Source organism: Paenibacillus sp. 1_12 (assembly GCF_900114475.1).
In the GTDB taxonomy this organism is placed as follows: Bacteria; Bacillota; Bacilli; order Paenibacillales; family NBRC-103111; genus Paenibacillus_S.
Genome location: NZ_FOTE01000036.1, coordinates 1 through 24,956, shown reverse-complemented (window position 1 = coordinate 24,956; position 24,956 = coordinate 1). Strand labels below are relative to the sequence as shown.

The window sequence follows — 24,956 nt, the reverse complement described above, 5'->3', positions numbered from 1 at the left end:
AATTGATAATGCGTTAATTTAGTCCTAATGCACAAAACATGTTCTATATTATTAATTTATTAACATCAATACCCAGCGAAAAACGTAATAGTTCTTGGGGAAAAGGTCTTGATCGCAAGTTTATTCATCCTTTACATTAAAATCACTTAAATATAGAGTGAAATTATAAAAATTAACTAATCGAGGGGATGTAACTTATGGAACAGGTAATGCAGCAGTATCATGATATGTTGCGGGAGATGTACAGATATTATCGCAGCCAGCCTTCATGTATGGAGGGACTGCTTTCTAGAAGAAAGGAAATAGTTGGAGGTTTCGCACGTTTTTATAACGAACTAAAACCGGATCGGGTTTATCTGATTGGAAGCGGTTCCAGCCTGAATGCCTGCAAAGCGGCAAGTGAATATATGGAAACTACCTTGGGGGTGGAAATAACCTGCGCACCGCCCAGCAAGCCGCCGGTCATCCGAGGTTCGCGCCCGCTTGTTCTGGTGGTCTCTCAGAGCGGTAAGTCGTCTAATACCGTGGCTTTGCTGGAAGAGCTGCGAGGCGAAGTTCCGACGGTATCGTTTACAGCGGGCGATAACAATCCCGTTGCGCGCATTGCAGATTTATCTGTAGACATCTCGGTGGGCGAGGAGACTGTGGGCCCCAAAACCAGAGGTTTTACGGGAACGGTGCTTTGCCTATACATTGCGGCGCTCGAAGCCGCGCTGTTAGGCGGGAATTTAAGCGAGGCAGGGTATGGCAAAGAAATCGGCCTGCTAGAAAAAACTATAGGATATGGCGAGCAAAACTTGGAGGCGTGTGAGAACTTTTACCGCGCTCATCTAGACGATTTGAAAACCGCTCGGCATTTCCTGTTTGTGGGTAAGGGACCGGCGGCGGCCGTGGGCGAGGAAGACACGCTGAAAGTGTTGGAAACCCTTTGCTTACCCAGCGCTGGATATGAGTTTGAGGAATTCTTGCATGGCCCACCTCTTTGTATAAATGAGGAAACCGCCTTATTCCTCTTCAATTCTGGAGACAAAGACAGCGTCAGGATGGAAAAACTAGCGGACATCACTCGTAAGGCCAGCAAAAACAGTTACATTATTGATCGAACCGGTTCCATGCAGGGTGATCATATACTTCGGTTGAATGCGGGAGACAGTAAATTCATGTCACCGTTTGTGGATGTTTATTTTGGACAGCTTATATCGGCGCTACTAACCCAGGAATTGGGGATTGTCCGCCACCCTGCCGTACGTTCAATAACTTCTGATATGGGCACTAGGACGCCGGATGCGGGGAAATGAGGGTTCTGTATGAAATATGTAATCGGCGTAGACGACGGGATGACAAAATACGTCATTAAAGCAAAGGATTTGGAAGGAAGAACGCTGGCGGAAAAATCGAGAGGCACGATCAATCGCTCCATAGTCGGAGCCAAAAAAGCCGGACGCTTAGTATCCGAAGTGACCGAAGCTCTTTTGAATGATTTCGGCGGTAAAATAGAGGACTGCAAATGCGTTGTCGTCGGCGCGGTGGGCATTGATTCGTCCGGGGATCTTTTAGTCGTGGAGAGTTTTTACGCAGCACTGGGCTTTCCTTGTCCCATCTTCTGTATGAACGACGGAAGGGTAGCGCTATACGGGGCGACGGGTGGCGTCGGCGTCGTGGCAATTTCAAGCGCGGGTTCTATTGTGGTCGGTCGGAATAAAGCGGGAAAAATAACGCGCTCAGGAGGATATCCTCTCACAATTATGGGCAACGAAGGCTCCGCGCAGTGGCTCGCCGTTAGGGCCCTTAAGCATATGTCAAAATGGGTGGATGAAAGCGTTCCTACGACAAAACTGGTTATGAATATGATCGAACACTTCCACGGATTTGACTCTAACAAACTGATTAAGTGCGCAAACAGCCTCCGACGCAATCTGATTAAGCCTGAAATGGCCTCTCTGGTATATAGCGCGGCAAACGATGGCGACGAGGCTGCCATAGATATTTTGCGCGAAGGTGCCAGGGAACTCATCAATGTGTCGCGGAATGTGGTTCAGAAACTGGAATTTGAAAAAGAATCTGCTTTTCTGTGTGGAATGTGGGGTAGCGTATTTCATGACTCAGCGATCTTTGCGGATGAGTACAGGCGGCTCTTTTTGCAGGAATACCCCAATTCCAGCTTGATCTACCCACAGATTGACGGCGCGGACAGTGCGGCGCGGATGGCTTTGGATTATTTAGGCGGCGGAATACCATTTATTACTGAGCTTTAGGAAAAATAACCGAGAGGAGAAGGCCAAAATATGAGTACCTCATTTACGGAAAGAACGCAAAAGCAAAAATTCGGAGAACTTATGGCATTGATTTGGAAAAACAGGGTGATTTACACCTTATTGTTTCCCGGCATTGTCTGGTATATCATTTTTGCTTACGGACCCATGGGTGGACTTACCTTAGCTTTTAAAAGCTATCAGGCGAGCGGCGGAATATGGGGCAGCCCGTGGGTTGGCATGCAGAACTTCAAATATATATTTCTGGATCAGGCGTTTATCCAATCGGTATATCGTACCTTGGAAATCAACCTGGGAAGAATGGTCTTTCAGTTCCCGATGGCAATTGTAGTTGCCCTGCTTTTAAATGAAGTGATTTTCCTAAAGATGAAAAGAAGTTTGCAAACGATACTCACGTTTCCCCATTTTTTATCATGGGTGGTACTATCCAGCGTCCTGATTACTGTTTTGTCTTATGACGGGTTTATTAACGGCATTTTGAAGGCGTTTGGCTTTGAGTCGTTTAACTTTTTGGGGAATGAACCCATTTTTGTCCCCATGCTATACATTACTGAGGTCTGGAAGAATTCAGGCTGGGGGGCCATCATATACCTGGCGGCTATAGCCGGCATTGATGCAGAGCAATACGAAGCCGCGGCCATTGATGGGGTGAACCGGTTTCAAAGAATATTCCACATTACGCTGCCCAGTATTATGCCCACTATCATTGTTATGTTTATCCTCTCCATGGGCAATCTGATGTCCACAGGATTTGATCAGATCTTCAATCTGAGCAATGAAGCGGTACGCGACGTAGCTGAAACGCTGGATATGTATATTTATAAAATCACATTCCAAAGCGCGCCGGATTTTTCTTACTCAACGGCTGTAAGCCTTTTCCGTTCCGTAGTTAATATGACATTTTTATTGCTGGCTGACCGCTTAGCAAGGCTGATGGGCAAAGAAGGATTATTGGGCTAGAAGGTGAGGGACATATGAAATTAACTAAAAGATTGAAAAGACGGACGATAGGCGATTATGTGATTCCAGCTATTCTGATTATATGGGGATTTATAGTTTTGTTCCCGTTTTATAGCGTTGTCGTGATTTCCTTTACATCACAGACCGAATACATTAAAAACCCGCTGCTGCTTTTCCCAATGGAACCGACGCTGGATTCGTATAAACGGATATTTGAGGACGGGCGCATCGCCAGCGGTTATTTGAATACATTGAAGATCCTGGCAATGTCTTTACCGCTCAGTTTATTTCTTACCATAAGTTTTGCTTATGGGATGAGCCGCAAAAATTTTCCCGGGCGCAGAATCCTTTTCTACTTTGTGTTGGTCGCTATGATTTTTGACGGCGGAATAATTCCTTTGTATATGCTAATGAAGGATCTGAACCTGGTGCCCAATAATTTATGGGCTGTTGTTTTGGCAAACACAATTAGTACCTTTTACATGATTCTCATGCACAATTTTTTCAAAGCCCTGCCTGATTCGCTTATGGAATCGGCGAGGATGGACGGAGCGGGGGAATGGCGGATTCTTGCCAATATTGTTTTGCCGCTGTCCGCGCCCGTAATTGCCACAATAACCCTGTTCTACACAGTGGACCGCTGGAATGAATGGTTTCACGCCATGATTTTTCTTCAAAAAGGGACTCTTCATCCGCTGCAACTGGTGCTGCGAAGCATTGTAATCGATACGCAAATTCAATTGATGTCAAGCGGTGGGGACACTATCGAGCTGGCACAGACAAATTTCGCTATGGGAGTAAAAACAGCCGCTATCATATGTACCATGCTTCCGGTTATGCTGTTCTTCCCGTTCCTGCAAAAACACTTTGTAAAAGGAATAATGATCGGCGCGATAAAATAACAACAATCCGCCGCGTTATAATATGATTAAAAAGGGAGAGGACTTGTATGAAAAAAACAAAAACAATACCGTCTCTGCTTGTGACGGTCATGCTGGCCGGTATTGGTTCGGCATGTTCTTCAAGTGGGACTACGCCCCCGGCTGTATCCGCACCGAAGTCGTCGGAAGCCACGGCGAAAGAACAAAATAAGTATGCCCAGCATATGAAAATTTCGTATGCCAGCGGCAATAACAACCTTGACGTAAACAACGATGTCTTTGCAAAAATCTGGAAGGATAAGTTCAATTTTGATTGGGAGATACTTCCCGTACCCTCAAATAACAACAATGAAATGTTTCGAATCATGATAAATTCCGGCGATATGCCCGATATTGGGAGCTGGAACTACAATCATTCAGAGTATGTATCCTATGTAAAGCAGGGACTGCTTAAGAAATTGCCTGACGGCTGGCGTAAAAAGTGGCCGAACCTCGCCGCAGCCCAAGATATGACAGGCATTAATAAATATGTTGCGGATCAAGTGGGCAGTGAGAATATTCTGTTTAAGCCTGTCATGGGTAAGAACTATCCAGTTGATACACTGATCAATCACTCGGGAATTTGGTACCGCGCGGATTGGTTCCGTGCCGTTGGTGCCGAAATAAAGGAGTATTACACGACTGTTGAACTCATGGATATCGCGCGGAAGATCAAGCAACAGGATCCCGGCAAAGCAGGCAAGGCGCTGATTCCTATAACCATTCCCACATCGGAGCTTCCTATTATCTTTATCCACCCCAACGCTACACATTACCAGGAGGTCTCTCAGTTCTACCAGGACGCTAACGGCGTGTTTCAGTGGGGACTCGCCGAGCCCGAGATTCTGGAAGGGTTGAAGCTTTGGCGGCAGGCCTATGATGAGGGGCTGTTGCATCCTGAGTTCTACAATCTGCCATACGGAGCGGAAACTGAAGCGAAAACGTATACCGCTGGGATTTCTGCGATGAATGCCGCCGCCGGTATGGGCTCCGTGGGCACCCGGCAGGCCAGCTTTATGAAATCGAATTTAGGCGTTGATCCTAACGAGTCGTTGAACTTTTCGTTTTTTACGGATAAAAACGGCACTTATCGGGCCAATGAAATTCCCAACTTCGCTGGTAGTCTTATATTCAACCCGAAACTGGACGATGCCAAGTTTGAACGCATACTCGACATTCTCAACGAGTCCGCTTCTGAAGAAGGGCAGCTCTTAATTAACTTGGGTATTGAAGGCACAGACTGGGAAAAGAAGCCCGACGGCACGATTGTTAACTTGAACGGGGACCTCCAAATTTCTGACAAATACAAGAGTGTCCCGAACTTATGGCCGCCTCTGCTCGTTTTGCGTGACAATTTTACGTTGGTTAATCCGTCATTGCCGAAGATTTGGCGCGATAAAGCCCGCAATCAGTATGTTAAGAAAACAGAGCTCACTGATCCCAAAAATCCGAAGATTTTTGCGAAACTCGACCCAGACGTATACTTTTATAGTTCACCTGCACGTACCCGCGCTGTCATGAACATTTCTACAGAATTAGCGGGAATTGTCCTGAAGGGACCTAATGTAGAGGCCAACTGGAACGCTTGGGTTAAAGCAAAGATGCCTCTGATTCAGCCTGTTCTGGATGAGCTTACCGCTATGAAGAAGAAAAAATAGGATGTAAAGAGAAAAGTCAAAGACACCTTTCCATTTGCTTGATCCGGTAAAACGGACAATAAACAAGAAGCCCCCTGTTGCAGGATTATAAACCCGCAACAGGGATTAATATTTCTTTAAGTACCCCGAAGGGACGATGTGAAGTGAGCAGAAGAAAGAAGTTATTCATTGACGGCAGGTGGTTTGAAGCTCAAAACTATGAGACTCTGAAATCGCCCTACTCAGAGGAGGCGATCGCTGAAATTCCTCAAGCTACGATACAGGAGACCGAATCTGCAATCGCCGCCGCTGATCGTGCCGCTAAGGTCATGGCTGCGATGCCGAGCCATCAGAGAGCCGAAATTTTGGGTAAAGTCACATCGCTCCTGACCGAGCGAGCCGAGGAGGCGGCCCGGCTGATCGCCGTGGAAGCCGCCAAGCCGCTTGCCATGGCCCGCGCGGAAGTGCAGCGTACGATCATGACCTATAAGTTTTCCTCGGAGGAAGCAAGGCGCATTCACGGTGAGCAAATCGCGATTGACGCCGCGCCCGGCGGGGAAAACCGGACAGCCTACACCGTCAGGGAGCCGCTGGGAGCCGTCGGTGCCATTACGCCATTCAACTTTCCGATGAATCTTGTCGCCCATAAGGTCGGGCCTGCGATTGCAGCGGGCAATTCGGTCGTTTTGAAACCCGCTTCGCAAACCCCGCTAAGTTCGTTTTTGATAGCGGAGTTGTTTGCTGAAGCCGGTCTTCCGGCCGGAGCATTAAATATTGTGACGGGGGATGGAAGGACAGTTGGCGACAAGATCGTGACGGACCCGCGTATCAAAGCCGTGACGTTTACGGGAAGTCCGGGAGTCGGAATGGAAATTCGCAGCAGGGCGGGGTTAAAGCGGGTGACCTTGGAACTCGGCTCGAATTCGGCGTTGATCGTAGACCGGGACGTTGACATCGACGAAATTATTGCCCGTTGCGTCATCAGCTCGTTCAGTTTCCAGGGGCAAGTGTGCGTTTCGCTACAGCGGATTTACGTTCATGATGCGATTTACGACGCGTTTGTTAACAAGTTCGTAGAGGAGACACACAAGCTGACCATCGGAGACCCGCTGGACGAAAGGACCGATCTTTCCGCCTTGATCAGCCGGAGAGACGTCGAGCGAACGTTGAGCTGGATTGAGGAAGCCAAACAGAACGGTGCGGTGATCGCCACAGGGGGAACCGCTGAAGGCAATATTGTTATGCCTACGGTTTTGCTCGGAGTCGATCCGGAAACGAAAGTTTCCTGCCAGGAAGCTTTTGCGCCTGTCGTGCTAATCAATAAGGTGAAATCCGTGGAGGAGGCCGTGAATTACGTCAACGACTCGCGCTTCGGACTGCAAGCCGGCATTTATACCTCGAACATGCATAATGCTTTCTACGCGGCAAAAACACTGCATGTCGGAGGTGTGATGCTCAACGATACGCCTTCTTTTCGGGTGGACCACATGCCCTACGGTGGCGTGAAAGACAGCGGCGTGGGCCGCGAGGGAGTCAAATATGCCGTTGAGGAAATGACGGAAATGAAGTTGATCATGATTAACCATAATATAACGCATGCCGGTAAATGAGAGGGGATTCACCATGATCATCGGGATTCCACAAGAAATCAAAAATAATGAGAATCGTGTCGCCATTACGCCATCCGGAGTGTTGGACTTGGTCGGGCGAGGTCATGATGTATTCGTCGAGTCGGGTGCCGGAGTAGGCAGCGGTTTTGCGGATGAGGATTATTTGAAGGCTGGGGCGCAGATCGCAGGGGCATCCGATGTTTGGTCGCAGGCGGAGATGATTCTCAAGGTCAAGGAGCCGTTGCCGTCGGAGTATATGTATTTTCGAAAAGGACTGATTCTGTTCACGTATTTGCATTTGGCGGCCGAGCGTAAGCTTGCCCAAGCTCTCGTGGATAGCGGTGTTACCGCTGTTGCGTATGAAACGGTGGAGACAGGCGGGAGATTGCCATTGCTTACCCCAATGAGCGAAGTGGCCGGCAGAATGTCGGTGCAGATCGGCGCGCAATTTTTGGAAAAGCCGCACGGAGGAATCGGAATTTTACTGTCCGGCATCCCGGGAGTCAAACGTGGCAAGGTGACAATTATCGGCGGCGGCGTCGTCGGAACGAATGCGGCCAAAATCGCGATCGGGCTCGGCGGAGACGTCACGATTATCGATTCCAATCCTGATCGGCTTCGCGCGTTGGATGATCTGTTCGGAAAATCCGTGAACACGGTGATCTCGAATCCGGCGAACATCGCGGAATGCGTGAAGGAGTCGGATCTGGTCATCGGAGCGGTGCTCATTCCCGGTGCGAAAGCTCCCAGACTCGTCACGGAAGAAATGGTCAAGACGATGAAACCCGGCTCCGTCATCGTCGACGTTGCCGTAGACCAGGGAGGTATTTTTGAAACGGTCGACAGTGTGACGACGCATGACAATCCGACTTATATTAAGCACGGCGTTGTTCATTACGCGGTCGCCAACATGCCGGGTGCGGTGTCGCGGACTTCCACCATCGGACTTACCAACGTTACGATGCCTTATGTCCTAGAAATCGCGGACAAGGGATTGGCAAGCGCGGTGAACGGGAATCCTGCCTTGGCCAAAGGCTTGAATGTGACGGAAGGACAGGTCACCTGCGCTCCGGTCGCCAGAGATCTCGGTTTCCCTTACGTTCCTTACGAGAAGATCCTACTAGTAAACACCAAATAAACCGCATCCTAGGGAAATAGGGAGCGCAATGGAGGGTTAATAACGTGAAAGTTCTAGAAATCGCCGTCCTACCGGGCGACGGCATCGGCAAAGAAGTGGTACCTGAAGCGCTCGAAGTGCTGCGCTGCATCGAACAGATTCACGGCGGTCTTCGTTTCGATTTTGTTGAGTTTCCGTGGAACTGCGAATATTACTGCGAGACGGGCAAAATGATGCCGGATGACGGGTTGGACATACTTGCGGGCTTCAATGGCGTTTTTCTCGGTGCAGTCGGCGATCCGCAGCTCGTGCCGGATCACATCTCGCTCTGGGGATTGCTGCTCAAAATCCGCAAAGGCTTCCGCCAGACGATCAATCTCCGTCCGGCCAAGCAATTAAGAGGCGTCGCATCGCCGCTTGTGAACCCCAAAAACTTCGACCTGATTGTCGTACGGGAGAACAGCGAAGGAGAATACAGCGAGATTGGCGGGAGAATTCATCAAGGCGAGGATGAAATCGCGATCCAGAACGCTGTATTTACGCGCAAAGGGTCCGAAGCGGCGATGCGCTATGCCTTCGAGTTGGCGCAGAAAAGAAGAGGACATGTGACGAGCGCGACCAAGTCGAACGGGATTTATCATACGATGCCGTTCTGGGATCAGATTTTCAAGGAAGTGCAGACCGATTATCCCGAAGTGAAAACCAGCTCGTATCATATCGATGCGCTTGCCGCGTTTTTTGTCAGCCGTCCGCAGCTGTTCGATGTGGTGGTGGCCAGCAACTTGTTCGGCGATATTTTGACCGATATTGGGGGAGCCATTATGGGAAGCATCGGAATCGCCCCTTCCATCAATATCAATTTGGACGGCAAATATCCATCCATGTTCGAGCCGGTACACGGTTCCGCACCTGATATATACGGCAAAGGCATCGCAAATCCCGTCGGCCAGATTTGGACGGCGAAGATGATGCTCGATTATTTTGGTGAAGAGGAACTCGGAACCGCGCTTCTTCAGGTCATCGAAGATGTGATGGAAAGCGGGATTCGTACGGCGGATATTGGCGGAACGGCATCGACGCAAGAGGTTGGGAACGCGATTCGGGAAAGGCTTCATCGGTTGAATTAAAGATAGTAAAATGTTCCGTCATCCAATTCCACGAAGTTGGCACGATAATTACTATTAATTAAGATGACACGGCATGATACGTCACTCGAAAAGCACGGTTTGACGCATGGGGAAGTCGGGTTGATTTTGGTCAACGGGGAACTGGCGGACGAGAACAAGATTGTTCCTAACGAAGCATGGGTTAAATTGTACCCTTTTCATTACAAATTCGACGTGAGGTGAAGAAAGATGGCTGATAATCAACGATTGATGGAACTGGATCGTAAGCATATTTTGCATCCGACCAGCTCGATTAAGGATCATTACGAACAGGGACCGTCTGTCATCATGCAACGGGGCGAAGGCATTTATTTGTACGATACCGAAGGAAAACAGTATATCGACGGGTTATCCTCCCTGTGGAACGTAAATGTGGGCCACGGGAGGCAGGAACTGGCGCAAGCGGCTATGGAGCAAATGAGCAAGTTAGCCTACAGCCACTCCTTCAACCGGTTTTCCCATGAGCCCGCCATCCTGCTGGCCGAGAAAGTGGCGTCTCTCGCGCCCGCCGACTTGAACGTCTGCCATTTCACATCGGGCGGTTCGGAATCGAACGATACCGTATTTAAATTGGTTCGCCATTATTTCAAATTGAAGGGCGAGACGAACCGTTATAAAATCATCGCCCGCTATCGCGCCTACCATGGCGTGACGATGGGCGCGACGAGCGCCACCGGCATCCCGGCGTTCCGCCTGGCGGGCGGACCGCTCGCCGGTGGATTCGTGCAAACGGGCGCACCATACAGCTATCGCTGCGACAAGTGCGAATCTTGCGCCGAAGGCGGCGCCGCCTGCGCAGTGCAAAGTATGGAGGAGACGATTCTCCGGGAAGGTCCTGAAACAGTGGCGGCGGTTATTGTCGAACCGATTCAAGGAGCAGGCGGGGTCATCGTCCCGCCGCCCGGCTACATGAAAGAAATCCGCCGTCTTTGCGACAAGTACGGCATTCTGATGATCGCCGACGAGGTCATTACCGGCTTCGGACGAACCGGAAAATGGTTCGGCATGGAGCACGAGGGTGTGGTGGCCGACCTGATGACGTTCGCGAAAGGGATCACGAGTGGGTACATTCCGCTTGGCGGCGTGATTTTGAACGACGGCTTGCATCAGGAACTTGCGGAACTGTCCACCGCTATATTGCCTCATGGATATACCTACAGCGGGCATCCGGCCGCTTGCGCAGTGGCGCTTAAAAATCTGGAGATCATCGAACGGGAAAATCTGGTCGCGAATGCTGCCGCCATGGGCCAAGTTCTTAGCGCCGGGCTGGAGCAGCTGAAGCGGGATTCGGATATTGTAGGCAACGTCACGTACCGGGGGCTGCTCGCTTCGGTTGAGCTCGTCGAAGACAAGGCGGACAAACGGGCGTTTCCGGCAGCCAAGAAGGCTGCACAGCTCGTATTCGACAAAGCGAAGGAAAAAGGTCTGATCACGCGCTCGATCATGATCGATAATACGGACATCATAGCCGTATGTCCTCCTTTGATCATTCAGAAGGATCAGGTGGAGTCGCTTGTAGACATCCTGGTGACATCGATTGCGGAGGCACGGAAGGAACTGCTGGGTTGATAGCCGAAATCCCATGCGCACGATTCGTACGAAATCTATTACACGCGCACCGGGGAACGCTATTATATCAAGGACCGGACCTACCGCATCAGCCAGGGCGACCTGGTGCTGATCGAGCCGTGAACATGTAGTATTTGGAAGAGACAAGGAGGGAACAGGTTGGAAGAAAACATAACCGTACTGGGCGCAGGGCTGATGGGCCATTCCATCGCGCTGACGGCGGCATGGGCCGGTTTTTCGGTCGTTTTGCAGGGGCTCAGTGAAGCCGGTCTGGCGCGCGCGAACAAAGGAATTTGCGACAAGCTGGCGCTGCTGGCCGACAATGGTCTAATCAGGCGGGAGGATATTGCGGTGATGCACGGGCGCATCCGCACAACGGTTTCGGTGCCGGATGCTTTAGCGAACGCGAGCTTCGTTATCGAGTCGATTCCCGAGCAGCTGGAGCTGAAGCAGCAATATTACGAGCAGCTGGATGCGCTATGCGATGAAAACGTTGTATTGGCGAGCAATACGTCCGGACTGAGCCCGACGGCGATTGCCGAGCGGATGAAGCGGCCGGAGCGGATGGTTGTCACCCACTTTTGGAATCCCGCGCATTTGCTGCCGCTCGTCGAGGTCGTACGCGGGGAGAAAACCGACGACAAGACGGCGGATCGGGCGATGCAGCTGCTGCGGGCTATGGACAAAAAACCGATTCTCGTGAAAAAGGATGTGCTCGGATCGGTCGGCAACCGGCTTCAGTATGCGCTGTTCCGGGAAGCGCAGTATATTTTGGAGCAGGGCATCGCCAGCATGGAGGATATCGACGCCGCCGTGACGTACAGCCTCGGGCGCCGGCTCCCCTTGACCGGTCCGTTCATGACGGCCGACATGGGCGGCCTTGAAGTGTTTGACGCCATTTCCAACTATTTGTTCGCCGATTTGAGCAAGGTCGATCAATCGCTCGGCGCTATGCGCGCGCTGGTTGATAGCGGCAAGTACGGGCTAAAAACCGGCGCCGGCTTTTACGAGTGGGACGAAGCGTTTTCCGCGCAAATGAGCAAGGCCCGAGAGCAGGAGCTCATCCGGTTTTTGAAGCGCGATATGGGGCTGGAATAGCCTGAATTTTTCAATTGAAGGACGCCGAGGTGGCGTTCTCGCTGATCGCGCAGGCGGGCTTTGTAACCGGACAAAACTGTTGTCGTCGACGGCTGCATGTTTATTTGGGCGAAGCTTAGCGGGAATGATTGAATGGGAATGGAGACCGCCTTGTGGGCGGTCTTTGTTTTTTGCGGAGGGGGGAGCGGGTATTGGGCTATTCCGCTTTTATATCAAATAAAAGACGCCTCTGAAAATGATTTCTCAGCCAAAGAAGAGTTATGCGATCGTTATTGCAGAGCACTGTCTTTAGAAAGAGGCTGGGAATATAGCGTTATTTATCCTAAAACCATGCCCAATTCTGACACTGGATCGACTTAGAAAAATTATTATACATTATTTAACTGATATTTACCCTATCAGACCTCATCGTGGTCGTGGTAATAATACTTCCCCTAAAGGTCCTTAGATAGCTCCTTTTCATGATTAATTTTTATCTCATTTATAATACTCATGAACCCACGTTGTCTCATTTATAATAATTGAATATCTCAAATAAACATCGTAAAAAGAACCTAATGTGGTACTTTTTAGTCTCATTTATAATCATTACTCACACGGGCAGTAATAGTGCTCTCAATATACTTGCAAATTGCAAATAATTACTGTATAACTATCTTATGAGGTGAACCGAAGTGGAAAATACTCGCGAACTATTTCAAATTATGACTCGCCGTTTTGGTTTTCTTAATAAAAATTGCTGTTCAGTCGACGGTTGCGACATTTCTTTAATCCAAAGCCATATTCTTTACGAGATTGACCATCAACACAAACCTTCTATACAACAAGTAGCGGAGGCGTTAGGAACCGATATAACGACTTTTAGCCGACAAGTTCAATCTTTAATTAAGATGAATCTAGTTAAAAAGACTCCCGATCCAGATGACCGAAGAGTTTATGTTCTATCTTTGACGATGGAAGGAAAATACGTTGCTACGACGATTGATCAGCAAATGAATACTTATCTTAACGAAATCTTCTCTCACATGAACGAATTTGAAAAAGAAACTGTCATTCGTTCAATTAAGCTTTTGAATGAGGCGATGGCGAAATCTAGTTTATGCTGTACTACCCCAATGGGGTAATCTTTTCTTCAATACTTGCAAAATGCAAATAAAATTGTAAGTGCTGTTGTATGAAGAGGTTATCAACCGTAGCGTTGCAGCTTATATGAAATTTATTACGAACGAAGAGTCAAATCAACTTGTCCGTTGCGATAGGCGAGCATAAGTGCCAACTGCTGATTAAAATAAAATAAATATGATAGGGAGTGATCATTTATGAATCAAGTAAGTAACGATCAAATACGTCAAAATGTCCGCAACCGGTACAAAGAAATTGCCTTGCAACCGATGAATACTGGTTCAAGTTGCTGTGAAAAGCCGGTGAACTACAAGGATGTTTCCGTACGACTTGGCTACTCAAACGAAGAATTAACGATCGTTCCGGAAGGCGCTAATCTTGGCCTCGGTTGCGGTAATCCTCAAATAATTGCCGCACTGCAACCGGGAGAAGTAGTATTGGACCTGGGTAGCGGCGGCGGATTTGATTGCTTTCTAGCATCCCGTCAAGTAGGCGAAGCAGGTCGTGTGATTGGAGTGGATATGACAGCTGAAATGGTTAGTCGTGCCCGTAGCAATGCGATCAAAGGCGGGTTTACGAATACGGATTTTAGACTGGGAGAAATTGAACATTTGCCTGTTCCAGACCAAACGGTGGACGTGATTATTTCCAACTGTGTGATCAATCTCTCACCAGTGAAACAGCAAGTCTTTAATGAAGCATACCGTGTATTGCGCTACGGTGGCCGCCTTGCCATTTCGGATATAGTCACGACAGTCGAACTTCCGGAGGAAATTAAGAATGATTTGGATTTTATGTATTCTGGATGTATTTCTGGGGCATCATCCGTTGACGAACTTAAAGATATGCTAAAGCAAAGCGGATTTATGGATGTGGTCGTGGAGCAGAAAGATGATTCTAAGGAATTTATTAAAGATTGGGTTCCTGGAGCGAATGTGGAGAATTACATTGTTTCCGCTCATATCAAAGGGATCAAATCATAAAACACGTGCAAGGCTCAGCATGATTTGCATAGTGATTCTGCCACGGTTGGTCTGCGTCTGGCTCTGCATCTTTGAACAGTTCCGATTGGTTCTGATGCATCTGCTAGCTGTTACAACCAGAATTAAGGCAACCCAACACATCTTCATTTATATACAACGTGAAACCAGAAAATGGTTAGACTACAAAAGTGATTCCAGACATCACTTTAAATTAAAAACTTTGTGGGGTTCCAAAGTCGTCCTTAACGACTCTGCGAGCCTCTTTTTAAATTTCCAATATTTACAATGACTGATATAATGGAAAGGCGAATTAGTGCGATAATTTTATTTCCAGAATGTCTCAAACAAAATGAATCTGCCTCCTACATTAGAACTAAATATAAACATAAATTTCCGAATGATTTATCCCTCAATGAAGTTATGCTCAGGATTACGATTTAGTGAGTTCGTACGTTTACGATTCTAGGATTTTGACAAAGAACTTAAAACACTTCGTATTCGCCAAGGTAAAGGAAGAAAAGATCGGCTTACCCTTCTATCCGATACAGCATTAGAAATATTTCTGTGCTGTTATCAGCAAGAAAATCCAGAAATCTGGATGTTTCTAGTCTATTCCTTCACAAAGCCAAATAGCCACAACAAAATTAATATTTTGGGGGTAATTTAATGAAGGCTATTGGTTTCGATTTAGGCGAAACATTGATATATTATTCAAATGTCCCATTAAGTTGGGGTTTCGAAGTTACGGATATAGAAATTTTCCAAGGCATCTTTAAAGAATGGACGATTTAGACAATACGTACCTTTTTCAAGCGATTGAAATATTTTTTAACTTCTTTCAACAGGGTTCAAGTCCTTATGAAAAGACATTAAATACACTTAAAACATTAAAGGAACGAAATATTAAAATAGGAGTACTTACGGATGTTCCCTATGGAATGAATAAAAAGCTTGTTTTACGAGACATTAAAGCGATACAGGAATATATAGACGTGATCATAACATCAGTGGATGTAGGATTTCGAAAACCCCGGTCGGAAGGATTTATTCAGAAATAGAACAGGAGCAGAGTGGAATCAAAGCATAGTATTGAAGAATCTGACTGAAATAATAGATTTTTGTTAGTAGATCGAGGAAGGCTGCTACAACAACGTAAAATGAAACTAGTGCAGGATTAAAATACATTAAAAACGAGGTTTTATATGAGTAATATCGTATTATACTCGGAAAGATTAGTTTTAAAAACCATTAATGAGTCAGCTGCGAAAGAAGTATTGAATTTTGTTATACGTAATAAGGAGTTTTTGATGGAATGGGAAGCACAGAGGACTATGGATTATTATACACTTGAGGCACAAAAACAGATCTTAATTGACGAGAGTAAAAAGATACAGAACGGTGATTTATTTAAGTTATGGATATATAAAGCAGAGGATACGAAACGAATTATAGGATCAATAGCTTTGAATAACATTATTGGAGGAGTCTTTCAATCTTGCCATTTAGGGTATCGGATTGATAAAGATGAACGAAATAAAGGCTTTATGACAGAAGCATTAAGACAAGTCATTACATATGCTTTTATTGAACTGCGTCTTCATCGAATTGAAGCAAATATAATGCCGAGAAATAAAGCCTCATTAAAAGTAGTAGAAAACTTAGGATTTTATAATGAAGGAGTAGCTATAAAGTACTTGAAGATCAACGGTGCTTGGGAAGATCACTTGCACATGGTAATTCGCAACACGGAATTAGAATAATTTAAGGGAGTTATCTAGTAATTAGAAAAAGGCACTCACCTCATCTAACAACATTTTCCCGCTGCGGATCACAGACGGTCCTCGGTCTGCAAGAGGAATTCCAAGGAAGCATACTCAGCAGACACACCTGCACCGATTAACCGCATTGAGGCAAACTCTTTGGGCTTTAAGTCCGTGAGGCGTCGGGAACATAACAACGTTATATAAAAGGGCACGAAGTGCCCAGAAAGGTAAATTTATGAATATACATGATATTCCAGTTGAAATTTCAGATCAAATTGGAGAAATACATAACATTAATTTTCCCAGACAAGGTCATACTTCTATCGTGGCAATAGTGGCTACTTCCAATAAAAGATTTGTGATTAAGAAGACTGAAAACGATCTCTATAATGAGTGGTTATCAGAAGAGTACAAAGCACTTCAATATCTTTCCCAAACAGAATTATTAGTACCAAAAGTATATAGTTATCATGTTGAGAAAAAATCAAGATGGCTTTTAATGGATTATATGAATGGGATAAGTTTGAGAGAGTATCTATCCAGAGAACCGAGTCTCAATGAGAAACAAAAAGCTATTTCAAACTTTGGATTATGTCTAAGGAAAATACATGAATGTCCATGCCCAATTGGATTAATAAAGAATGATAAACCATGGTTAGATACGATGCTTCTAAAAGCAGAAAATAATCTAACTCAATATGAAGTAGACGGATCAGAAGAACTACTTTCACGGTTGAAGGAAAAACGGCCAAAGCCTATAGAAAATACTTTGATCCATGGCGATTTTACAATAGATAATGTATTAGTGAATGAGGGCAATATCGTAGGAATCATTGATTGGTCAGGGGCTGCGTATGGCGATCCAAGATATGATGTAGCGTTAGCGATTAGACGGAAACATAACGCTTTTGATAATGACATAGACAAAGAAATATTTTTTAATGCCTATGGCAAGTTAAGAATAACAGATGAAGAGTTTAACTATTTTGAAAATGGAATTTACAATTTTTTTTAGTATTGCTTCGAACTGTGCCCGATCATTTAACACCAGAGTCACGCTACGGGACTATCGTCCCACGGTTACCAGATGTATAATCATGGAAGAAGCTCAGACAACAAACGCCCCAACCTAAGATAAGTGCTATCTAAGGTTGGGGCGTTTCGTGAATACAACAACGTTATATGAAAGTGATGCAATTCATATTTAATTTAGAGAGGTGATATCTAACATGATTAGAAACACTGTTAGAGCTTTGATAATCCAGGACGATAAGTTACTTTCTATAAAGAAAGAGAGGCCCAATGTCGGTGTGTATTATGCATTACCGGGTGGTGCACAAGAGCCGAGTGAAACATTGGAGCAAGCTCTAAACCGTGAGTGTATGGAAGAACTTGGGCTTGAAATTATAGAAAGCCAACTACTTTGTTTAAGAGAATACATATCCAGAAACCATGAATACTCTTTTATAATGAAGGAAGTTCATACAATAGATTTTATATACACATGTAACACTAAACCAATTTTAACTGAATTAAAAAGTACTCATGCAGATATTGGACAAATCGGAATTGAGTGGCTACCCATTAACAAAATCCGAGAAAGCTTAGTGCAAGCCAATGAATCGTTAAGACCCTTTAAATTCCCCAGAACACTTCATGATTTTTATCAAGAATATTTTTTAAATCAGATTGTAGAGACTTATACAAGCACGATATTTGAAGGCTAATTCAATAAGGCATCACCAATCACATAACACCGTTTTCCCGTTGTGGCTAAGTCTCCTGATCTGCTGAGGATTTTGGAGGAAGAGGTTTCAGCAGATAACTCTGAACAGCCTATGCGTCGCGGCCTGTGGCTACGTTCCTACTTTAAGGCAGTGAGAGTTCGGGACACAGAAAGTTATAGGAAATTAGTACAAACGACTAAATCATAGATTGAAGTTACTATTTGATATGTAACGCAGCTAGGGGGAATTATTAAGTGATTATTCTAATTAGTGGCAACAGCTGTACGGGTAAGACACTAATGTCTCAAAAATTACTTGAGAAATATCACATACCCTATTTTTCTATTGATCATTTAAAGATGGGATTGTACAGAGGAGATACCGACTGTGGGTTTACACCACTTGATAGCACAGAACTTATTGGTGAGAAATTGTGGCCCATTATTAGAGGAATGATTATGACTAATATCGAGAACAATCAGAATATTATTATTGAAGGATGCTACATATTGCCTCACTATATAAAGGACTTTGATGTCGCATACTCAGAACAAATCATCTCAGTGTTTCTTGGTTTTTCACAAAAATATATTGAGGAAAACTTCAAATCTAACATTGTAAAACATAGGAATGCTATAGAAGATCGGGGCTATCCAGAAGAGGGCATAATTACTGATTACATTAACGAACACGATACTTTTAGAAGGAATTGTTTAGATAACGGTGTTGATTACTTTGAAATTGACAAAAATTATGAAGAAGAGATTATCAAAGTGTATGATTTTATAGAGACTCAAAAACGCATTATGGATAGGAAATTCAACGTTAGATGAAACGGGCAAGAAAAATATAAAAAACGAGGCAAGTATTATGACTGATAAAGTTTCAATAACTTATGACGATCTTGAAGTTCTCGATTTAGGTTGTGGAATAGGTAAAAATAGTATTCTCATGGCTGAGATAGGTTACATAACTCTATATGAAGTTGGTGAATGGCAATGATAAAGATCAGAAGGGCTAAAGCAAATGATTCCAACATCTTAGCTAAAATGGTAGTCTTACTTTTGTCTGATCTCACTGGTAATGAGATTGATCAAGAACCATATATGGCTATAAGTTCGCAGTTACTTGATAAATCAGATTCTTTCTCGGCGTTTCTTGCGTTTAATGAGTCGGATCAATGTATTGGTGTGATAACAGTGACGGAGTGTTGTGCAATTTATGCCAGAGGCAGTTATGGGGTCATACAAGAATTATATGTCTTACCTAACTACCGTTCGAAGCATATAGGTCATGAATTAATGAAAGAAGTGGTTTGTTTAGCAAAGACAAAAGGCTGGAATCGTCTAGAAGTAGGGGCACCCAATGAAGATAAATGGGAAAGAACAATACAATTTTATGAAAGGGAAGGGTTTAGAGAAATTGGTCCAAGGCTTAAATTAGTCTTGTAAGGAAAAAGAGGAACAATCAGATTTTGAAGGTAAACCATCCAAGGCGGAGACTTCTTATAACACCTTACTCACGCGGCGACCTGCCCGAAGCATTACGGAGAAGTCGTGTCAGGCAGACAAACCTGCGAGTCTAAGTCCTGACCGACCCAGTCGATATCGCTCTTTCAATTTTGTATTCAAATTACACAAGGCAGGTGAACTGGTGAGACAATTCATTATTATAACTCTGCTACTTTTAATAACGGGATGCCAGGGAAAAACTGATCCTATTCATTTAAAACCGATTACATTATCTGAAGCCTATCCAGGCAGCATTATGGAAGTAGATAAGATTGAATTGTTGGATGGATCCTCGGGGGAAAGGAAAATTATAGAGAATAAAGGTGAGATTAAGCAATGGATAAGCAAAATAAAGGATATTAAGTTAAATCCAGAGGATAAACAAGAAGGCAGGGTAGGATATATATTTGGAATAAGCCTTTATGAAGGTGAAAAAATAATGTTGGGTTTTATACCAAATCAAATAAACAAAATGTATTACAAGACCAATATTGAATTTGAACAGCACATAAGAACATTTTTTGAAGAGCAATTCGGAAGAAAGTTCTAAAAATCGGCAACCTCGCCAAACGCCGTTTTCCCGCTGCGGGCCTTTTGTCCCTTGGTCTGTAGAGGCGTTTCACGAAATCAAATTCAACAGACATCCCTGCACAGCCTAACTGAAAGAACTTAAAATCAGCCTCGATATGGCTCAAAGCCTCGATAAATCGGGGCTTTTTTTAATAATCCATCCAGTGTGCGATCACGAGCGTTACAGCGAGCAGTAGGCGAACCCATTTATTTCATACTGCCTTTTTTACACACACAAGTAAGTTTCATTAAGAATAAAAATATTCATACACAAATCAAAGAAATGGAAAGGATGCATTCAATTGAGATTGAAAAGGAAAGATCATCAACTTAGTAAAGTCAAACTTTTTTTCAAAACGAAACTCGTACGCAAAGCGGCTGTTCAAGTGATCAACTTTACAATTATTGGCGATAGTCATGTTGGTTATGGGAATGGACTCAGCATTTATAAAGGGCTGTTATCTAAAGCAGTGAAAACGGGTAACAAAAAGTTTGTTATTTTTGGTGGTGATAACAAACACGGTTCGACGGGTACAGCAGCCGATATGGATTATAAAGCTTTCAAAGACGTCGCCAGAGGAATTTTGGGGCCAAAGAATATTCCCTTTAAAGCTTCTATAGGAAATTGGGAAGATAATACTAGGGTTTTATTCAAAAAATATTTAGGAAATGTTTTTGGACAAATGAATTTTCCCGGAACGAATGGTAAGGTGAAATATGTCTGGTTGGATAATGCACCTGGAAAATTCAGCTTTGCAAGTATAAGCTTGCTTAAAAATTTGGACCCCAATTATTACTATATTATCGATTGTCATTGGCCTTTAAAGGTGAAAGGAATTACAGTAGATCCTACGCATGTTTTAAATCAGACGGAAACGAATCATTTTTTCAATGCAATTCCTTCCAATGTGAGAGATAAAGTTATAGCCATTTTTACTCACCATGCTCACACCTTTTATGAAAAACTAACGAATATTTACCCTGGATTTACAAAGACCAAATTTTATGTGTGCGGATGTTCAGGTGCGTACCAATGTAAATGTAATTCCTCAAGTTGTGGTAGAGGTTATTATGAGGCGGCCTTGACAAACAATAATAATCAATTCGATGTCACGGTCAAAGAAGTAAGATCCTAACGATTGTCTTCAACTTAGTAATCTTAGAAAGAATCGTATCGGCCGCTTCTGCAGGTATCCCTCCCGGAGCTATACTTCGGCATGATGACCTTCAGAAGCGCTGGGGCCCAAAGTACCTACGGTTTATGACCATTGTCATTACATAGAATTCCAAACTGAATGACAACTTCCAATTATATCAAATAAATTATTAACAGTATCGAGGATTTTTAACTCTACCTTTTGGGGATAATGACCTAAAAATGGACAGGGTGATAAAGTGAGCAGGAAACTTGTCATTAACATCTTGATATTCTTTTGTATTTTTATTACAGGTACTAATTCTATGGCCTACTCAGAGCCAATAGAAAATTTAATTGAAGCGTCACTGCTGCAGCAATTACATCCAGTTATTATGACTGCCCTTAGAAATATTTATAAAGAAGAGTATTCCCAATATGGATGTGAACGGATCATCTCAATTAACGAGCGATTAACTATAAAAAACACAGATCATAGAGCAAGACCTGTCGATGCAATCCATGGAGCAAAATATTTTGAAATCACCATTGTGGTATGCAGAACCGACGCTGAAAATGTTGAATTAATTTTAAAAAATGATACTGCCACAGCTCAATATTATCTTTCAGGCTACAAAATATTCAGTACAAAATGAGGGATCGTTCCACGCAGGGCTATTATTGTGATATGTCTAGTACTTACATGCTGCGGAATCAGATGCTGATAATGAAAAGGGGATTTGCGTATAGAACGAACCTTGATTGACAAAAATATGGAAGAAGATATGAATAGGAAAGGAGGGATTCACATTGGATATCACACTGGGAGCAGATGAGGTTATTAATCGCATTAAGCAGCTTCAATCAAATGGAGGAACGATAAGTAAAAAACATGTAAAGCAAAATGATCCTGAATTAATGAGAAATGCGTTGTTTTATTTTCCGAGTTGGGATCATGCTGTGAAAAACGCAGAACTATTGTAGGAACGCATATCAAATAGCCGAGTAGGTTACAGATGTTCATTCTGCATTCTTCTCGGCTAACATTTCAGGCATTTGACATATTTTCAAGTTGAGAACTAATGACATGGACTCGAACACAATCTTCTTATCAACTCCCGGTTAGCATGATCCCCTTTTGAAGCCTACGCTTATATTTATCGTCTCGCAATGCCCCGCGATATAAACATATCACTATCGTCCTTACTCGCTCCTATATCGAGAACTATTCCTGACAACAAGAACTGATTTTTGAACAGAAAAGTCGGATTTTTATCTATTCATCTATAAAGAAACCGCTTACAATGTGAGTAACATAATAGGAAAAATATTACATAAAAGACATTGTTAGGTTTGGTGTTTCGATTTCGTGCTAGTACCTGGAAGGAGGAGAACGATCTAACGCAGACAGATTAGACCCATAATGAATAGGAGGCAATGATTAATGATTGGTACCTTGTCCAAATCCAAGCGCTTGATGTCAATTGCTGTTGCTGCAACAACCTTCTTATCCAGTTTTCTTGCTTATGGGGCAAATCCATCATCCGTTTCGGCTGCCGCCGCGCGCCAAATGGAAAAGATCAACCGTGGCGTGGTAGCCGTGAAGGTTAGCGGAGGTGTGTTCGTTTCATGGCGTCTGCTGGGCACGGAGGCCGCTGATACGGCGTTCAATCTGTACCGCGGAAGCACCAAAGTGAATGCAAGTCCAATTACGAATAGTACCAATTATCAGGATGCCGCGGGCACGACATCGTCGACATACACAGTGAAAGCTGTGGTGAGTGGGACGGAGCAGGCAGCTTCAAGTTCCGTCGCAGTATGGGCTAATAACTACCTCGATGTTCCTCTTCAAATTCCTCCGGGCGGCACAACGCCGAGTGGGGAAGCCTATACGTATAGTGCTAACGATGCGAGCGTGGGGGACCTGGACGGGGATGGCGAGTATGAAATCATACTGAAATGGGATCCCTCCAATTCAAAGGACAATTCCCAGTCGGGCTACACGGGACCGACCATTATTGATGCTTATAAGCTGAACGGCACACGACTGTGGCGCATCAATCTTGGTAAGAACATCCGAGCAGGTGCGCATTACAGTCCTTTTCTCGTATACGATTTTGACGGGGACGGGAAGGCTGAGGTCGTCTTCAAAACAGCAGATGGCACAATCGACGGCGGAGGGACGGTGATCGGCAGCTCTAGTGCGGATTACCGTAACTCCAGCGGTTACGTGCTGAGCGGGCCCGAATTTTTGACGGTCTTCTCTGGCCAGACGGGCAAGGCGCTCTCGACGATCGATTATGTGCCGCCAAGGGGCACCGTCTCGGACTGGGGCGACAGCTATGGCAATCGCGTCGACCGCTTCCTGGCGGGCGTCGCGTATCTGGACGGCGTGCATCCGAGCATCGTCATGGCCCGGGGCTACTACACACGGACCGTGCTTGTTGCTTACGACTGGAAGAACGGAAGCCTGACGCGCCGCTGGACCTTCGACAGCAACAGCTCCACCAATGCTGGTACCGCGGGACAAGGCAATCACAGTCTGTCGGTAGCTGATGTGGATGGCGACGGCAAAGACGAGATCATATACGGTGCACTGACGATCGACGATAACGGTACGACCTTGTATAACACAGGCCTTGGGCACGGAGATGCCATGCATGTTGGCGATTTGAACCCGAACCGCCCCGGCCTGGAGGTATTCAAGGTCATGGAGAACACGTCCTCGCCTTACGGAGCGGCGGTATGGGATGCCAAGACGGGTCAGATACTTTGGGGAGTCCAGACAGGGGCAGATACCGGCCGGGGCATGTCAGCGGATATTGATCCCAATTACCCGGGGGAAGAGGTCTGGGCCAGCAATGGTGTCGGTCTCTATTCGATTACCGGAACGAAAATTAGCACCTCAACACCATCAATCAATTTCGGAATCTGGTGGGATGGCGATTTGTCCCGCGAGCTGCTCGATGGTATCAAAATCGACAAGTGGGACTACACGAACAAGACTTCGATCAATCTGTTGACAGGTTCAGGTGTAGCTTCCAACAACGGTACGAAGGCGAATCCGACGCTGCAGGCGGATCTGTTCGGCGACTGGAGGGAAGAGGTCATTTGGCGGAAGTCCGATAACTCGGCCCTGCGGATTTATACGACGACGGCCGTCACGGATAAGAAAATTTATACTTTGATGCACGATCCTGTATATCGGCTCGGCATTGCTTGGCAGAATGTTGCTTATAACCAGCCGCCTCATACGAGTTACTTCCTTGGAACCGGCATGGCTCCAATAACGAAGCCAAACATTTATACAGTACCATAATAAAGATGAATAGAAGCCGGCTCATGATAACCGTCTTGTCGTTCATTGGCAAGCCCTCCGAAGAGAATCGTCCACCCGCGCAGGAATAAGACTCTATTTGGTGGATGTTGTAAAAAACTAAAACTACAGGCTGATTCCTCAACTGATATGCTCCCCAAATAGTAGACAGGTGAAATATTAAAAACCTGATGCTATGAGGGGAGCATTTTTATGTCTGGGGAACCATTTCAGGCGACAGAGAAACTCGCCATTATCGAAGAGATTGAACGTGGTGAACTTGGCATCATGGCTGCTACGTACAAATATGGAATATCAAAGACAACCTTGGTTAAGTGGCGACGCCGTTATGAAGTCTATGGCATCGAAGGATTAGAGGTTCAAAAGGGAAACCGTACCTATTCCGTTGAACTGAAGCTTCAAGCAGTGAAGGATTACCTGGAGGGGGAGTTATCTCAGTACCAGATTATTGACAAATA

At 45.2% G+C, this 24,956-nt stretch carries 27 protein-coding genes and 1 pseudogene; all 28 read left to right on the top strand.

What is annotated here, in order from left to right; all coding sequences use genetic code 11:
* The first annotated feature begins 197 nt into the window (after positions 1–197).
* Complete coding sequence (locus BM210_RS32690; RefSeq protein WP_091176868.1) at positions 198–1,298, top strand: SIS domain-containing protein; 1,101 nt, start codon at positions 198–200, stop codon at positions 1,296–1,298.
* Positions 1,299–1,307: 9 nt separating this feature from the next.
* A complete protein-coding gene (locus tag BM210_RS32685; protein ID WP_091176867.1) occupies positions 1,308–2,255 on the top strand; it encodes a BadF/BadG/BcrA/BcrD ATPase family protein in 948 nt (315 codons plus the stop codon).
* Between the two features lie 30 nt (positions 2,256–2,285).
* On the top strand, positions 2,286–3,233 hold the full coding sequence (locus BM210_RS32680) for an ABC transporter permease (protein ID WP_091176866.1): 948 nt from the start codon (positions 2,286–2,288) through the stop codon (positions 3,231–3,233).
* 14 nt (positions 3,234–3,247) lie between these two features.
* Positions 3,248–4,135: a carbohydrate ABC transporter permease gene (locus BM210_RS32675; RefSeq protein WP_091176865.1), complete on the top strand. Its 888-nt coding sequence runs from the start codon at positions 3,248–3,250 to the stop codon at positions 4,133–4,135.
* 47 nt (positions 4,136–4,182) lie between these two features.
* Positions 4,183–5,811 (top strand): type 2 periplasmic-binding domain-containing protein, encoded by a 1,629-nt coding sequence (locus BM210_RS32670; protein WP_091176864.1) that lies wholly within the window; start codon positions 4,183–4,185, stop codon positions 5,809–5,811.
* Between the two features lie 143 nt (positions 5,812–5,954).
* On the top strand, positions 5,955–7,400 hold the full coding sequence (locus BM210_RS32665) for an aldehyde dehydrogenase family protein (protein WP_091176882.1): 1,446 nt from the start codon (positions 5,955–5,957) through the stop codon (positions 7,398–7,400).
* 13 nt (positions 7,401–7,413) lie between these two features.
* Positions 7,414–8,538, top strand: coding sequence for an alanine dehydrogenase (ald, locus tag BM210_RS32660; protein WP_091176863.1), 1,125 nt, complete (start codon positions 7,414–7,416; stop codon positions 8,536–8,538).
* 44 nt (positions 8,539–8,582) lie between these two features.
* Positions 8,583–9,644, top strand: a complete 1,062-nt coding sequence (locus BM210_RS32655; RefSeq protein ID WP_091176862.1) for a tartrate dehydrogenase — start codon at positions 8,583–8,585, stop codon at positions 9,642–9,644.
* A gap of 63 nt (positions 9,645–9,707) precedes the next feature.
* Positions 9,708–9,866: a ubiquitin family protein gene (locus BM210_RS36450; protein WP_143101152.1), complete on the top strand. Its 159-nt coding sequence runs from the start codon at positions 9,708–9,710 to the stop codon at positions 9,864–9,866.
* A 6-nt stretch (positions 9,867–9,872) separates the two neighbouring features.
* Positions 9,873–11,252 carry an aminotransferase family protein gene (locus BM210_RS32650; RefSeq protein WP_091176861.1) on the top strand — a complete coding sequence of 460 codons (1,380 nt, stop codon included), beginning with the start codon at positions 9,873–9,875 and terminating at the stop codon, positions 11,250–11,252.
* Between the two features lie 24 nt (positions 11,253–11,276).
* Positions 11,277–11,375 (top strand): annotated as a pseudogene (locus BM210_RS32645) (AraC family ligand binding domain-containing protein); the annotation flags it as partial.
* Between the two features lie 36 nt (positions 11,376–11,411).
* Positions 11,412–12,350: a 3-hydroxyacyl-CoA dehydrogenase family protein gene (locus BM210_RS32640; protein WP_256224196.1), complete on the top strand. Its 939-nt coding sequence runs from the start codon at positions 11,412–11,414 to the stop codon at positions 12,348–12,350.
* A gap of 674 nt (positions 12,351–13,024) precedes the next feature.
* Positions 13,025–13,474, top strand: coding sequence for a MarR family winged helix-turn-helix transcriptional regulator (locus BM210_RS32630; RefSeq protein ID WP_091176859.1), 450 nt, complete (start codon positions 13,025–13,027; stop codon positions 13,472–13,474).
* A 195-nt stretch (positions 13,475–13,669) separates the two neighbouring features.
* A complete protein-coding gene (locus BM210_RS32625; RefSeq protein WP_091176858.1) occupies positions 13,670–14,455 on the top strand; it encodes an arsenite methyltransferase in 786 nt (261 codons plus the stop codon).
* 666 nt (positions 14,456–15,121) lie between these two features.
* Positions 15,122–15,247, top strand: a complete 126-nt coding sequence (locus BM210_RS36005; protein WP_256224195.1) for a hypothetical protein — start codon at positions 15,122–15,124, stop codon at positions 15,245–15,247.
* Positions 15,235–15,513 (top strand): HAD family hydrolase, encoded by a 279-nt coding sequence (locus tag BM210_RS36445; protein WP_091176857.1) that lies wholly within the window; start codon positions 15,235–15,237, stop codon positions 15,511–15,513. Before BM210_RS36005 ends, BM210_RS36445 begins: the two co-directional genes overlap by 13 nt.
* Positions 15,514–15,657: 144 nt before the next feature.
* Positions 15,658–16,215 carry a GNAT family N-acetyltransferase gene (locus BM210_RS32615; RefSeq protein WP_091176856.1) on the top strand — a complete coding sequence of 186 codons (558 nt, stop codon included), beginning with the start codon at positions 15,658–15,660 and terminating at the stop codon, positions 16,213–16,215.
* Between the two features lie 238 nt (positions 16,216–16,453).
* On the top strand, positions 16,454–17,233 hold the full coding sequence (locus BM210_RS32610; protein WP_091176855.1) for a phosphotransferase: 780 nt from the start codon (positions 16,454–16,456) through the stop codon (positions 17,231–17,233).
* 214 nt (positions 17,234–17,447) lie between these two features.
* Positions 17,448–17,945, top strand: coding sequence for an NUDIX domain-containing protein (locus BM210_RS32605; RefSeq protein ID WP_091176854.1), 498 nt, complete (start codon positions 17,448–17,450; stop codon positions 17,943–17,945).
* Positions 17,946–18,199: 254 nt separating this feature from the next.
* Positions 18,200–18,778: a P-loop nucleotide/nucleoside kinase family protein gene (locus BM210_RS32600; protein ID WP_091176853.1), complete on the top strand. Its 579-nt coding sequence runs from the start codon at positions 18,200–18,202 to the stop codon at positions 18,776–18,778.
* Positions 18,779–18,815: 37 nt separating this feature from the next.
* The gene (locus tag BM210_RS35475) at positions 18,816–18,947 is read left to right on the top strand and encodes a class I SAM-dependent methyltransferase (protein ID WP_143101151.1); all 132 of its coding nucleotides are present in this window, start codon (positions 18,816–18,818) and stop codon (positions 18,945–18,947) included.
* On the top strand, positions 18,938–19,396 hold the full coding sequence (locus BM210_RS32595) for a GNAT family N-acetyltransferase (RefSeq protein WP_091176852.1): 459 nt from the start codon (positions 18,938–18,940) through the stop codon (positions 19,394–19,396). The genes BM210_RS35475 and BM210_RS32595 overlap by 10 nt, the downstream gene beginning before the upstream one ends.
* Positions 19,397–19,598: 202 nt before the next feature.
* Positions 19,599–20,006 carry a hypothetical protein gene (locus tag BM210_RS32590; RefSeq protein WP_091176851.1) on the top strand — a complete coding sequence of 136 codons (408 nt, stop codon included), beginning with the start codon at positions 19,599–19,601 and terminating at the stop codon, positions 20,004–20,006.
* Positions 20,007–20,328: 322 nt separating this feature from the next.
* Complete coding sequence (locus BM210_RS32585) at positions 20,329–21,162, top strand: metallophosphoesterase (protein ID WP_091176850.1); 834 nt, start codon at positions 20,329–20,331, stop codon at positions 21,160–21,162.
* Positions 21,163–21,421: 259 nt separating this feature from the next.
* Positions 21,422–21,817 carry a hypothetical protein gene (locus BM210_RS32580; protein ID WP_143101150.1) on the top strand — a complete coding sequence of 132 codons (396 nt, stop codon included), beginning with the start codon at positions 21,422–21,424 and terminating at the stop codon, positions 21,815–21,817.
* A gap of 154 nt (positions 21,818–21,971) precedes the next feature.
* Complete coding sequence (locus tag BM210_RS35215; protein ID WP_177238140.1) at positions 21,972–22,145, top strand: hypothetical protein; 174 nt, start codon at positions 21,972–21,974, stop codon at positions 22,143–22,145.
* A gap of 586 nt (positions 22,146–22,731) precedes the next feature.
* Complete coding sequence (locus tag BM210_RS32575; RefSeq protein WP_256224197.1) at positions 22,732–24,480, top strand: rhamnogalacturonan lyase; 1,749 nt, start codon at positions 22,732–22,734, stop codon at positions 24,478–24,480.
* A gap of 210 nt (positions 24,481–24,690) precedes the next feature.
* Positions 24,691–24,956: helix-turn-helix domain-containing protein (locus tag BM210_RS32570; RefSeq protein ID WP_143101148.1), on the top strand; the 266-nt coding region annotated here is incomplete at its 3' end.